The organism is Pseudomonas sp. NPDC086251, from assembly GCF_044746405.1.
Lineage (GTDB): Bacteria > Pseudomonadota > Gammaproteobacteria > Pseudomonadales > Pseudomonadaceae > Aquipseudomonas.
The window spans coordinates 124,823-138,329 of sequence record NZ_JBIVBY010000015.1 but is presented as its reverse complement, the minus strand read 5'-3'; the positions used below and the strand labels follow the sequence as shown (position 1 = coordinate 138,329).

At 58.8% G+C, this 13,507-nt stretch carries 11 protein-coding genes and 1 pseudogene; 5 read left to right on the top strand and 7 right to left on the bottom strand.

The annotated features are described in order from the left end of the window. The first annotated feature begins 62 nt into the window (after nt 1-62). Nucleotides 63-518 (top strand): DUF6130 family protein, encoded by a 456-nt coding sequence (locus ACIPL2_RS19175; protein WP_401358591.1) that lies wholly within the window; start codon nt 63-65, stop codon nt 516-518. Between the two features lie 155 nt (nt 519-673). Here the strand turns inward: ACIPL2_RS19175 and ACIPL2_RS19170 are convergent, their stop codons facing one another. Continuing rightward, complete coding sequence (locus ACIPL2_RS19170; RefSeq protein WP_401358590.1) at nt 674-2,170, bottom strand: PLP-dependent aminotransferase family protein; 1,497 nt, start codon at nt 2,168-2,170, stop codon at nt 674-676. A gap of 83 nt (nt 2,171-2,253) precedes the next feature. Between ACIPL2_RS19170 and ACIPL2_RS19165 the strand changes: the two genes are divergently transcribed. From ACIPL2_RS19165 to ACIPL2_RS19150, 4 genes and pseudogenes are all read left to right on the top strand, one after another. After that, the gene (locus tag ACIPL2_RS19165) at nt 2,254-2,415 is read left to right on the top strand and encodes an FMN-binding negative transcriptional regulator (RefSeq protein WP_401358589.1); all 162 of its coding nucleotides are present in this window, start codon (nt 2,254-2,256) and stop codon (nt 2,413-2,415) included. Further along, nucleotides 2,397-3,164 carry a sulfite exporter TauE/SafE family protein gene (locus tag ACIPL2_RS19160; RefSeq protein ID WP_401358588.1) on the top strand — a complete coding sequence of 256 codons (768 nt, stop codon included), beginning with the start codon at nt 2,397-2,399 and terminating at the stop codon, nt 3,162-3,164. Before ACIPL2_RS19165 ends, ACIPL2_RS19160 begins: the two co-directional genes overlap by 19 nt. Nucleotides 3,165-3,292: 128 nt before the next feature. Next, a pseudogene (locus ACIPL2_RS19155) lies at nt 3,293-3,456 on the top strand (alkene reductase); the annotation flags it as partial. 64 nt (nt 3,457-3,520) lie between these two features. Continuing rightward, nucleotides 3,521-4,486: an LLM class oxidoreductase gene (locus ACIPL2_RS19150; RefSeq protein ID WP_401358587.1), complete on the top strand. Its 966-nt coding sequence runs from the start codon at nt 3,521-3,523 to the stop codon at nt 4,484-4,486. Between the two features lie 210 nt (nt 4,487-4,696). Here ACIPL2_RS19150 and ACIPL2_RS19145 read toward each other — a convergent pair whose 3' ends face one another. From ACIPL2_RS19145 to ACIPL2_RS19120, 6 genes are all read right to left on the bottom strand, one after another. Next, the gene (locus ACIPL2_RS19145; RefSeq protein WP_401358644.1) at nt 4,697-5,131 is read right to left on the bottom strand and encodes a phosphate-starvation-inducible PsiE family protein; all 435 of its coding nucleotides are present in this window, start codon (nt 5,129-5,131) and stop codon (nt 4,697-4,699) included. A gap of 192 nt (nt 5,132-5,323) precedes the next feature. Next, entirely contained in the window at nt 5,324-8,086 is a 2,763-nt protein-coding gene (locus ACIPL2_RS19140; RefSeq protein ID WP_401358586.1) for an AAA family ATPase, read from the bottom strand. A gap of 37 nt (nt 8,087-8,123) precedes the next feature. Continuing rightward, a complete protein-coding gene (locus ACIPL2_RS19135) occupies nt 8,124-9,407 on the bottom strand; it encodes an NAD/NADP octopine/nopaline dehydrogenase family protein (protein ID WP_401358585.1) in 1,284 nt (427 codons plus the stop codon). Nucleotides 9,408-9,502: 95 nt separating this feature from the next. Beyond that, nucleotides 9,503-10,477, bottom strand: coding sequence for a helix-turn-helix domain-containing protein (locus ACIPL2_RS19130; RefSeq protein WP_401358583.1), 975 nt, complete (start codon nt 10,475-10,477; stop codon nt 9,503-9,505). 84 nt (nt 10,478-10,561) lie between these two features. Further along, nucleotides 10,562-11,917, bottom strand: coding sequence for a spinster family MFS transporter (locus ACIPL2_RS19125; RefSeq protein ID WP_401358581.1), 1,356 nt, complete (start codon nt 11,915-11,917; stop codon nt 10,562-10,564). A 148-nt stretch (nt 11,918-12,065) separates the two neighbouring features. Beyond that, nucleotides 12,066-13,316 carry an OprD family outer membrane porin gene (locus ACIPL2_RS19120; protein WP_401358579.1) on the bottom strand — a complete coding sequence of 417 codons (1,251 nt, stop codon included), beginning with the start codon at nt 13,314-13,316 and terminating at the stop codon, nt 12,066-12,068. Nucleotides 13,317-13,507: the final 191 nt, after the last annotated feature.

Here is a 13,507-nt window from a genome sequence, read left to right as displayed (position 1 = left end):
ATAAATAGACAACTGCCCGGCTTAATCTAGCCTTGAGTGAAAGCCTGCGGGAGAAAAACACCATGTCCCTAGCTCCCAGACATCTATTGGCCCTGACGTTGGGTGTCCTTTTTTGCACGGCAGCGTGCGGTGACGAGGTAGCAGACACCCATTCCCCTCCGGCGATACTCCCGTTGGAGTCTGAGGCGCTGCCAACACTCATTGCCTACCCGCCGCTTGCCGGGCCACTCGCCCGCGGTGTTGTCATCATCCAGTATCGAACAGAGCACGCCAGGATCCTGCCGGTATTTGGCAAAGCGGCGGCGGATGTCTCACCACGTCTCAGTCACCTTCACGTGACCGTCGACGACTGGAAAGGGACATGGGCACACACCAGTGAAGACCCGATTATCCTGGTTGGACTCACGCCTGGCGCGCACAAGGTTCTTCTTGAAGTGGCCGACCCGACGCACAACATCCTCACCGGTACGACAGTCAGTTTTATCGTTCCGGAGAAGAAACCGACGGGCACCCCGTGAAGCACCCAAAAAAAGCCCCGCACTTCAACTGGAGGCGGGGCTTTTGATTGGGTTGGCGTCACTTCACATCGCTCCGTTTTTTCTAATTCGCCTTACGTATACCTGGTAAATGTAGGGGTGTTCGAGCGTGCACTTTAGAGGACAGCGTCCTCTACTTATCCGGCCCGCCCCCGAAGCGCTTCAACCTCCCGAATCACGGTGCCAAGCATGCAGATCCCTTCATGGATCTGCGGTGCTGTCAGGCCGGCATAGCCCAGAATGAGTCCTGCCGGTCGCTCGTACTCTGCCGAAGCCGGTTCGGCAAACAGCGGCGAGAGCGGATAAACGCCAACCCCACGTTCGAGCGCTATCGCCTGCAACCTTGGCTCATCCTGGGCGCGCAGCCTCGGCAACAGCAGCACGCCATGCAGGCCTGCGGCCATGCCTACCAATCGCCCATGTTCTGCCAGATGGTGTTCAAAAGCTTCCAGCAACGCCCTTCGCCGCCGTTCATTCTCCCGGCGCAAGCGGCGAACGTGGCGCTCATAGGTACCGCTTTCGATCAATGAGGCGAGCACGTTTTGCTCCCAGCGCGGCGAGTGGCGATCGGTCAGCCGTTTGGCTTCGCGGAAAACGTGAATCAACTCGCGTGGAAGCACCAGATAGCCCAGCCTGAGCTGCGGTGAGAGTGCTTTGGAGAACGTTCCGACATAAATGACGCGAGCCTGCGCGTCCATGGATTGCAACGCGTCGATGGGACGCTGGCCATAACGAAACTCGCCGCCGTAATCGTCCTCAATGATCCATGCGCGATGTCGACTCGCCCAACTCAGCAGTTCGAGGCGACGGGCGACTGAAAGCACCGCCCCCATGGGAAACTGGTGCGACGGGGTGACATAGGCCAGGCGCACGCGATCGTCTTCCGGCAGAGCGCGGGTATCCAGTCCAGAGACATCAACGGGTATGGGCAACGCCGTCGCGCCCGTGGCCTCAAAGCAATATCTGGCCATGCGGTAGCCAGGTTCCTCGAAGACGAACGCATCGTTCGGGTTCAGCAAGAGCCGGGCGCACAGGTCAAGCCCCTGCTGCGAACCATGCACGATGAGTATTTGCTCGGCATCGCAGGCCAGACCGCGTGCGCGTCGAAGATAGCCTTGCAGCGCATTGCGCAAGCGCTCTTCCACTTCGGGGTGACCGTAAGCGAGGCTCGGCTGACGCTTGACCAGTTCGGCACGGTAGGCGCGCTGCCAACCCAGCGCCGGAAAATCCCTGGAAGCGACCGAGCCGTACCTGAAATCAATGCGGGCCTGTGGCAACGCCATGCTGTACGGCTTCATGAGCGCAACGCGCTGGCCGTAAAGGGAAAGCGCTGTCGGCAAGCCCTTGCGCTGCGCCGAGTCCCCTTGGGCATGCCGGGATGGGGGGCTGATCACGTTCGCTACCGTGGCGGCTTTACCCGCCGATGTCACGACAAAGCCCTCGGCCGCCAGTTGCTCGTAAGCCGCCGTCACCGTAGTTCGCGACACGCCAAGCTCGGCCGCCATTGCCCGCGTCGACATGAGCCGCGTGCCGGCGGCTAGCGTGCCGTCCTCTATCTGCGCGCGCAGCCTGGCATAGATACGACGTTGCGCACCGCGGGAAGATGCAGCCGGCTTGATTGAAAACTGGCCCATGGAAAAACCTCGAAACTGGCACTTTCGATGATGCAGGTCGTGGTCGACATTATGGATTCCCAGCCATCCGGAATGAAATCCCCATGTACATTCCCGAACACTTCGCAGAGCACCGCCCAGGACAACTGCACAGAATCATCCGCGACAATCCGCTGGGCATCCTCGTCATGGCGGGTGTATCCGGCATGGATGCGGACCCCATTCCCTTTGAGTACAAGGAGTCAGCATGTTGGAACTGGAACTGACGACCACGACCCTCCTTGTCACCTTCGCAGGTGTCTTTCTGATCTGTTTTATGAAGGGCGCGTTCGGCGGCGGCTTTGCCATTGTCGGTATCCCGCTTCTGTCGCTGGTGATGGACCCGATCACGGCCGGTGGCCTGCTTGCGCCGTTGTTCATCGCCATGGACTTGTTCAGCCTGCGCTACTGGAAGCCATCCACCTGGTCAAAACCAGACCTGAGTTTGCTGGTACCGGGTCTTGTCGTCGGAATCGGCGTCGGCTATCTGCTCTTTCGGGTGATGGATCACCGCGCAGTCGCCATCGTGATGGCAGCGGTCACGCTGACGTTTGTCGGACTCTGGTTCAGGGCCGGCGGAGAAGTCACGGTGCGCCCGCGTTCATCGCCCAAAGCGGTGGCCGCTGGCGTCACATCGGGCATCACCACCATGGTCGCGCACTCAGGCGGGCCGCCGCTGGCGATGTACCTGCTGCCGCTCGGTCTGAGCAAACAGGTCTATGCCGGAACGACCAGCCTGTTCTTTACGGTCGGCAATCTTCTCAAGGCTGCGCCCTGGCTGCTCCTGGCCAGACCGACAGGCAACGTTCTGACCCTGATGGTTATCTGCCTGCTCGCCGTTCCTTGCGGCGTCTGGCTTGGTTGGCGCCTGCACGCGAGACTGGACCAGCGCCAGATGTATCGCGCCTGCTATGGTTTGCTCGTCGTTACGGCGTTGAAGCTGCTGTGGGACGGCGTCTGCGGCTACATCGTCTGAGTTCTGGGCGCACCTTGTGGACCCGTTCATTTGCGTCCACACCCATTGTCATGACGACGAACATGGCGGTTCACTGCAAAACCACCTACGCTTCTTGCATGAATCCACAACCCGATGCGGAGGTACGAGTATCGGGCTGGAGCGATCTGGTTGCCTTTGACCGCCCGCTCATTGCCAATCCGGACCTGCCCGCGCGTATCGCCAACAACTGGCCCCTCAATCCGGTCGACCGACCAGCCTGTACGGCGCAATGGGTAAAGGCTACACGGACTACCCCGCTTATCGCCCCTAAGCGAACGATGCCGCGCCTCTGAACATAGGCACGCGGCTCACTATCTCCCATTGAGGAAGATAATATGTACCGACCAAGCACGGTGCCTTATCAGGAACATCGAGGGTTCAGGCGAACCTTCACTCCGGGTCATTTGAGCCTGGGATTGTTCTTTCCCTTGGAGGCCTTCGATGGGGACACTCCGAGCATGCTCAACCAGGTCGAATTGGCCAAACGAGCAGAGGCGCTGGGCTTCTCCGCGCTCTGGTTTCGCGACGTGCCGCTTCGGGACCCTGATTTCGGTGATGTCGGCCAAGTCTTCGATCCCTGGGTTTACCTGGGCTTCATGGCCGCTCATACGTCAGAGATAGCGCTTGGCACCGCATCCATTGCCATCCCGTTACACCATCCCCTGCACACGGCCAAGGCATCAGCCAGCGTCGATCAGTTGAGCGCAGGTCGATTGATTCTGGGGGTAGCCTCCGGCGATCGCCCAGTGGAGTTTTCGGCCTTTTACGTCGATCCCGAAAGGCGCGCAGAGATCTTTCGAGAGCACTACGAGGTGATTCGCCGGGCCCACAGCACCAGCTTTGAACCCATCCGCTGGAGCGGTGGTGAGATGCGGGGCGCAGACCTCATTCCGAAACCCACCACCCAAGTCATTCCGATGCTCGTGACCGGCAATAGCCGCCAGTCACTGGATTGGATCGCGCGCGAAAGCATCGGATGGATCAACTATCCACGCCCACCGAACATGCAGCGACTGATCGTGGAAGATTGGCGGCTGGAGGTCATGAAGCAATGTGGTTCCGTCTATAAGCCCTTCATTCAGTCGCTTTACATCGACCTCGATGAGAACCCGTCCACGCCGCCCACTCGCATTCATTTGGGGTTCAGGCTTGGACGCGATCATCTCCGGGCCTTGCTGGAGTTGCTTCAGGAAATCGGAGTGGACCACGTTATCCTGAATCTCAAATACGGGAAGCGTCCTGCTGCACAAGTCATCGAGGAGCTGGGCACTCACATCGTTCCGCAATTCGGACCTCACTGAGTATCCCGCGCTTCATGGTTCGGCGGATCAATGCGCTCAATATTCCCCAGTACCAACGCTCGCCCGGCAAACAGGCCGCCCGCTGTTTCCTCCCTGTGCGTACCGCAAAGGGCCAGCTAACAATCCTTTCAGTTGTACCCAGCGCGTAGGCATGGCTTGAATCCCGGGTGCTCTCGCCGGAAAATTGTCGGCATTGCGAAACCCTTGTAGCTATTCATCCTTATCACACTCTCGCAAGTCATCCTTATCACGCTCCCGTAAGAGCCAGCAGACGATGCCGAGCACCAGGGTGGCAAATCCCAGTGCGGCAATGGTGAGCGCAGGAGTCGCGGCGGAATCGAGAATAACGAACTTCCGGCTGAGCGCCAGCAAGGCGATCAACAGCACCGTGCGAACCTGAACGATGCTGTTGCGTCGCAGGGCGGGGCGCACAATCGAATGCTTGAACTCCAGGGCTATCAGAACGGTGAAAATTGAGCCAAAGAGGGCCTGGAAAACATCGTGGTCCAGAGGATCAATCGCACCACCGATCAACAACGGCACGACCCTGCGACAGAGCTGCAGTAGCGCCATCAAAATCACAGACGCGATGATGAGACTGAGCGCAAGAACAACCAATTGTTCGAAACGTTCGTAAGCATTCATCAGCGCCCACTGAAGTCTGAAATTTTTCAGCGTCGAGTTGCGCTCACGCCTTTCAGAATCAGGCTTTGACACGATAACCCTCCACACTTGCGTCTTCAGTCCCCCGGGCTCGTCCAGGCATTTGAGGATCCAGTACACCATTGCACATCGTGATCAACAGGCCCGCTCCCAGGTTACGTGAGTGTGTTGAGGCTAAGTCCCAGTCTGCGCAGTAGGTGCCAGATCATCTGGCTGGTCTGGCGGACTACTCTTTCCGGAGGTCTTTGGCGCATCCACCTCCACCTTATTGAAGACCACTTCGCTACGCTCCTTGTCGTAACCCAACTCAACGCTGTCGCCGGCTTGCAGCTTGTCAGCGAGCATTTCCTTCGCAAGCCGCGTTTCGACGGCCTGGCGAATCTGACGTTTCAACTCGCGCGCGCCAAACTCAGGCTGATAACCGACATCCGCCAGATGATCGATGAGTGAGCCATCAATTTTAACTGTGATGTTCTGTGCAGCTGCGGTTCGAATGACCCGATCAAGCTGAATGCTCACAATCGATCGGATGTTGTCACGGGTCAGGGCATGGAACACGATGATGTCATCAATACGGTTGAGGAACTCGGGACGAAAATGCCCTTTCAGGACGCCCATTAATTCATCTCGTAATGCTTTATCCGTAAGGCGTTCATCTTCGGGGCGCTCAAGATTCTCCATGATCACGGGCGAGCCCAGGTTGCTGGTGGCAATGATGATCGTATTGCTGAAGTCCACAACACGTCCCTTGCCGTCCGTGAGACGCCCATCGTCGAATACCTGCAGCAATACGTTGCTCACATCGGGATGCGCCTTCTCGATCTCGTCGAGCAGAATCACACTGTAGGGCTTGCGGCGGACACGCTCTGTCAACTGGCCGCCTTCGTCGTATCCCACATAGCCGGGTGGCGCACCGATCAACCGGGCAACCGCATGACGCTCCATGTACTCCGACATATCAATACGAATGATCGATTGCTCGTCACCAAACACCGTTTCCGCCAACGCTTTGGCAAGTTCAGTTTTGCCGACGCCCGTAGGGCCAAGAAAGAGAAACGTGGCAATAGGTCTGTTGGCTTGGCCAAGGCCGGCTCGAGACAAACGAACGGCATCGCTGACCGCGAGAACAGCATCTTCCTGCCCGACCAGCCGCTCACGCAACGTGTCTTCCATATTCAACAGTTTTTGACGCTCTTCCTGCGTAAGCTCGGTCACAGGAATGCCGGTGAGACGGGACAGCACCTCGGCAATTGACTCCAGGGTCACCTCAAGGGTTTCGGAGCCTGTCTTGCGCTGCCAGGCTTCTGTTTCCTCTCCCAGTTGTGCTTGCTTTTGACCAATGCGCTCTTCGAAGCCTTTGGATTCATCAAAACGTTTACGGGAGGATGCATAGTCCTGTTCACGTTTGAGTTGGGTGATTTCGGCTTCCAGCTCCTGAATGCCAGCCGGCCTTGAGGACGCACTGATTCGAACGCGGGCCGCTGCCTGATCGATCAGGTCAATGGCTTTATCCGGCAGATAGCGTGAGGTGATGTAACGATCCGACAGCTCTGCTGCCGCCACAAATGCTTCATCGGCGAATGTGACCTGATGGTGAGCCTCAAGCTTGTCGCGCAGCCCACGCAGGATAATGATGGTCTGTTCTACGGTGGGCTCGGATATCAGCACAGGCTGAAAACGTCGTTCAAGCGCTGCGTCTTTTTCGATGTGCTTTTGATACTCATTGAGTGTCGTCGCACCGATCAAACTAAGTTCCCCGCGTGCCAGTGCGGGTTTCAGCACGTTGGCAATGTCCAGGCCGCCCTCCTCACCACCCTGCCCCGCGCCAACGATCGTATGTAACTCGTCGATGAACAGAATAAGCTCCGAGCTTTTTGCGGCGACTTCATCAAGCAGTTGCTTGGCTCGCTCCTCAAATTCACCACGATATTTGGAGCCCGCAACCATTGAGTTCAGATTGACTTCAACCAGCCGTCTGCCACGCAAAATCTCAGGGACATCGCCCTTTACTATTCGTTGTGCAAGCCCTTCAACGATGGCTGTCTTACCGACGCCGGGTTCGCCGATAAGCACCGGATTGTTCTTTCTGCGCCGCGCCAGCACCTCGATGGTATTTTCGATTTCCTGCGCGCGCCCCAGTACGGGATCCAGTTTGCCCTCACGAGCCAGTGACGTCAGGTCGCGACCGAACTTGTCGAGTGTCGGTGTTCCCGTCGGGGTGTCGACTCGCCCATCCTCAGCGCCCTTACCCACTACCTTGACCACCTTCTGCCGCAAGGCTTCAGGCGTTACGCCGTATTTTTTAAGCAATGTCCCGGCAATACTGTCGGGTACAGAGGCAAGTCCGATCAACAAATGCTCCGGGCCAACGTACGAGTGTCCCAAATCACGAGACGCCTGGAACGCAAAATTGAAAACTTTCTTTAGACGGGGCGAAATGCTCATCTGATCCACCGGGGACTGGGCCTCCGCTGTGCCCCTTTGAGCATGTTGATCGATGTAGCCTTTGATCTCGTCCGCAGAAAGCTTCAGCTCCTTGAGCAATGCCGTACCCACATCGGTATCCGCAAGCACATACAACAAATGCTCGGTATCGAGCTCGCTACGGTTGAGCTCATGGGCTTTCTCTCCAGCGCGCTGCAGAATTTCCAGGGTCTGGGAACTGAATGCATCGGTTGCATCGACAGATTCTCGAGGCACTTGCCCAGAGAGCCTGAAGTCATCGCCCGCCTGATCCTTTGCTCCGCCCATGCTGTCGAAAAAGCGGGACACTCCACCGCCCAGCAGAGAGTCGAATGGATTCAACATGCTTTGATGGCGTAAGAGTTGACGGTAATCGTGGTCGCAAATGGACATTGTCCTGGCTTGGCCATTTTGCGATACGGTCACTCGCGCGACCGCTGGTCTCGCATTACATATTTCACAGAGAGTAGCCATGATGAGTTGTCTCCAAAGATGGATAACACGGACTCATTCAGATGGATCTACGTACCCGCAAACGGTGCTCAAGAAATAGGGGCATGAGATCCGCAGTACGCTGACCTTGGTCAGGAAGACGATTACGTGGAAGGGAATGGCAGACTCGGCAGACGACGCCATCCATTAAAGATAGTCGGATCTCATCAAAACACGCTATGGGCGACCCAGGATACCGACGAACGACGTCTGATAAATTCGTGCTCAAAAATGCCCGGCTCAGCGTGGCCAGCCCGAGGTTTTCCAGGGTGCGGCCCTCGGCGTAGAGATCACGCTCGGCAACCACCGAGGCAATGCTCAGCAGGCCCTGCGCCACCGGGGTTGGCACACCGGCCCAACGGCCGACGGAAACCAGCAAGGACAGGCCCAGACGGGTGTCTTCGAGCATGTAGCGATGTGTCTGCAGGTCGATGTCCTCGCGCCAGTCGCCGCTGTCGGTCAGCTTGCCATGGGCGCCGCGACCGTACATCCACTCCTCGCCTTCAGTGGTGTTGTAGTGATCGGCCAGGGGAAAGTGCGGCGCGCCATAGGTCAGTGCTTCGCGCACCGCCATGCGCTCGGCATCGAGCTGGTTGGTCACACGGCGAATCGACGGTTGGGTGCCTTCGTTGTGAATGTCCCAGGCCTCGAAATGCTCCAGCGGACCTGCGTTCATCATGATCAGCGGCGGGTGAATGATGGGGCCTGCGTTCATCAACGCGCCGCTCAGGGCATCTTCAATCGGTTCAACACTCGGGTAGGCCTCGCGCAACACCGCGAAGGCGTGACCGGACAGTTTGCTGGGAAAGACGCCAGTCGGCAGGCGAGTCGCGTAGCCGCTGATCACCAGGTCACTGGCGCCATGCTTGCGGACCAGGTACGGCAGCGTACCGGTTTCGGCAAAGGCGACCTTGCTTTGGTTGCCCGCGTCGGCCATGGCCTTGGCGAACACGTAGCTGCCGAACGTGCCCGGCGGCAGGAACACCACCTGACCGTCGTGCAAGTGCGGCGCCACGTGTTTGGCCAAGTCTTCGTGGGACGTCGACGGCAACGGGATGATGACCAGTTGCGCGTCGGCCAGGGCTTCGGCCAGGTCGTCGGTCAGCGACAGCTTGTCGCCCTGCCGGCCGACGGACAACTGACGAGTGCCCCGGTAGTCCTTGATGGTCAGGCTACCGATGGCCAGCAGCTCCTTGAGCGCTGCCGAGTCACGACGCCACAGGTGCGTCGGATGCCCCTTTTCAGCCATTTCGACCGCCGCCGCGTAACAGCCGTGTCCACCACCCAGCACCGTAATATTCATCGAGTTGCTCCTCTTGTAAGAGACTCGATGCTATCGGGCCGAACCGCCACGCACTTATCCGATTGCGCAGCCGAGTGACGGATTACGCAGCCGTCTCAATGCTTGTGTTGGCGCAGGGTGTCCGACGGCGGGCAGCCATAGCGTTGCCGATAGGCACTGGAAAAATGCCCGAAGCTGTTGATGCCGTGACGCAACAGGATATCGGTGACGGTTTCACCGTCCCTGCCCTGCTTCAGTGATTCGTGGATCACCGCCAGGCGCCGGTCGCGGATGTACTCGACCGGTGCCTGCTGGAGAAACTGCTTGAAGCCGTTCTGCAAAGTGCGCACCGAGACGCCACAGAGCTCGCTCAGGGTCGTCAGGCTGATCGGTTCGTCGAGGTGCGCCTCGATGTAGTCACGGGCTTTCTTCACGTGGTGCGGCAGCGGTGCGCGCGAATCGACCCGGAGGTCGGCGGAGTAGTTGTGCGGCAACTGCGTCAGCAGCAGTTGCATCAGGTAGTCGGACAGGCCGCTGGCGATGCGCGAACCGTCCACGCCACTGCCGTAAAGCCGGCAGATGTAATCCAGGGTGTGATAGAGGCTGACGACGCCGGCGCCCAGATGATCGACGCTGACATCAAAGATCACCGACTGCCGCAGGCTGCGTCCGAGCAGGCGTTGCAGTTGCGTTTCCAGGGCATCGCGGTCGACGCGCAGGATCAGATTGCGGCATTCGCCATCGGTAACAATGCGGCTTTGCGCGAACGGCGAAGACACGCTCAGGTAGCCCGACTGCATCACCGCGCTGCGTCGTCCGTGGGCCACTTCGCAATGCCCCTGCAAGGTAATGCGAAACAGGTACTGATCGGCCATGTCGCCGATGGTGATCTCCACCGGCGCGCCATAGCGCAAGTCGAGCAGTGCCGAATCGCCGAAGAATACGCCGTTGAGCCGGGTGTACATCGGCTCGTCACGCAGCACATTGAAGCTGTGCGGGCACAGGTAATGGCTGACCTTGTCCTTGATCTCACGGTAATCGGTGGAGCTGAGCAAGCTGTGCCGTTCCAGCAGATAGACATCATTCAACATCAACGGTTCTCCGGACTGAAGCGTCTCGGCCCCACTCCCTGCAAAAGGAGCGAGGCCGAGACGCCGATCATGGACGATGACCCATCATGCCCGGGTCGGATATTCCCGGGCATAGCTTTCGCAAAAACGCCGGCAACCACGCCATAGCAACAGCACGGTCAATGCCGACGCACCGCCCATCACCAGCGACATCGACGAACCGACCGCTGCGGGCGATCCGAAGTAGCGGTCGGTCAACAGCGCGACCAGCGTAGTTCCCAGGCCCAACCCCAACAGATTGCTGATCAGCAGAAACACCGCCGAAACTTGTGCGCGCACCTGGTTCGGCGCGAGGATCTGCATCGCGGCCGTGGACGCCGGCATCGGGAACGAGGCGAAGAACATCGCCGGCACCAACAGGGTCACCGACAGCCACAGTTGATCGGCTTGCGGGAACAGCACCGCCGGCACCGCCATGCCGAGGGCACCGATGACGCCGGTGCGCATGGCGGCGTCCTGATGACCTTTTTTCGCCAGATAGTCGGTAAGCCAGCCACCGCACAGCACCCCGGCGGTGTTGGCCAGCAACAGCACCGTACCGAGCATGTAGCCCGCCTCCATCGGCGACAGGCCGAACTTGCGGATGTACAGCGCCGGGCTCCAGCTCATCATGCAGAACAGGGCCATGGCGTAGAACGAAAAGCCCAGGTAATGGCAGGTGAACGTGCCGCGATGACGCCCGAGGAAGCGCAGGCCATCGGTCAGCGCCACCTTCTTCGCCCGGCCCTGCGCATCGACCTGCAGGCCTTTGCGCGCCGGGTCGCGCACGGTGAGCCAGATCAGCAGGCCGACCAGGATGCCGGGCAGCCCGACGATGAAGAACGCCAGTTGCCAGGCCTTCATCGCCCCGAGAAAGGCGACCTCGATGGTGTTCATGTCCTTGAGCATGGCGATCACATAGCCGCCCACCAGGAAGGCCAACCCGCCGCCCACGAACGAGCCGATCGAGTACACGCCCACTGCGCGGCCGAGTTTTTCCTTGGGGAACATGTCGCTGAACATCGAGTACGCCGAGGGCGACAGGGCCGCTTCGCCGACACCGACACCAATGCGCGCGAGGAACATGTGCAGGAAGCTCTTGCTCATGCCGCACGCGGCAGTCGCCAGGCTCCAGAACACGATGCCGACGGCGATGATCTTCGGTCGGGAGAAGCGGTCGGCCAGATAGGCGATGGGCATGCCCATGAAGGCGTAGAACAGCGAAAACGCCAGCCCGTGCAGCAAGCTGAACTGGGTGTCGCTGATCTGCAAGTCGGCTTTGATCGGCTCGATCATCAACGCCAGGATCTGCCGATCCACGAATGAAAAGATGTAGGCAATCATGCACAGGCCCACCACGTACCACTCGTAGACGTAGGTTTTGTTTTTCTGCAGGACCGCGTTATCGACCTGAATATTCACTAGTGTTTGCTCCTTTTGAAATCCGCTCATGCGCGCAGCGCGCCGGGTGACGGTGCACAGGACACCGCCTGGGAAGTTGCGGGGCAGATGTAAAGGACGAAGGGTTCGAACATGGTCAGACCTCTTATTGTTATGGGGGAAAACTCGCCTACCAGAACTTCCAGGTGTAGGTGGTGGCGACGCGGAATTCGTTGTAGTCGTAGCCGTACTTCTGCTTCACATCGATGTTGCGCAGGTCCAGCCCCAAGCCTTGCAACGCCCCGCTCTGCACCACGTAGTTGAGCCCCAGGTAGCGTTCGCTTTCCTGGTTGTCGCTCAGGTTGGCGCCACGGTCCCATTGCGTACCTTTGGTGTAGCGGGTGTAGAACTTCAGCCCCGGCATGCCCATCCCGGCGAAGTCATAGCCGTAGCGCGCCGACCAGGACCTTTCACCCGGGCGGACAAACCCCAGGGACGACCAGTGCACCAGGTAAGGTTGCGGGATATAGCCGTTCATTGTCGGGAACACACTGTCCCCGAGCATGCGCTGGTAACTGACGCCGACCATGTGCGCGCCCTTGAGCAAGGTGAACAACGCACCGTAGGCACGGTTGTCGATTTCACCGTTTAGCGCGTTGCCATCTTCATTGTTATTGAAGTAGCGCAAGTCGGTTTTGAGTTTGTAGCCGTTGCCCAAATCAGCCATGTGCATCAGGCCGAAATAGTGTTGCTGATAGATATCGTGCAACACGCCATAGAAGTAGCTGGCTTGCAGGTTTTTGCTGATGTCGTACGTGGCGCCGCCGAAGTCCAGGCCGTCACTGTCGAGATTATCGGTGGAGCCATACTTGTACAGCTTCTCGTGGTTGGAAGACTCGCGGGTCACGGCAGACCAGAAACGCCCACCGGTCAGCGTCAACCCATCGATCTCCTTGGACTCAACCACGGCTCCCTGATAGATGGTGTCCAACTGCCGACTGGGGTCATCGAATGCCACCGGCAATTGGGGGCGCAGGTCACCGACCTTCAACTCGGTCTTGCTGTAGCGCATCTTGAAGGTTGCACCGGCGCGACTGTAGTCATCGGCCGTTTGCCCGTCGCGGACGCTGTACGGCAGCGAACCGTCATTGCCCGACGAGTCCAGGCGCACGGCATATTGCGCGTCCACATCCAGGCCGATGGCCAAGGCGGTGTCGGTGTAACCGGAGGTGAACTGCGCATCGAAACCCTGCGACCAACTGTGCACTTCAGAATCCGCTGCATTGGTATTGGTGTAGTTACGGTGCAAGTAGAAGTTACGCGTGTCCACTTTGAAGTGACTGTCATCAATCACATCGGCATGAGCCACCACGGGCGAACAGATCATCCCCAACACGCTGGCCATACCGAGCCCACGGCAAGATTGCTTTACCTGATACATCCAACATCTCCACATCTGTCAGTGCCCGGCACTGTATTTATAGGAGCAGCATCACCACTGAAAACCGCCTGGGCGCTCGTCAGAGCGACCGCTCACGCGCGCGGCGCGTCGGTCGACGGTTTACAAGTTGACGACTGGGAAGTTGCGGGGCAGATGCGAAGGACAAAGGGTTCGAGCATGATCAGGCCTCT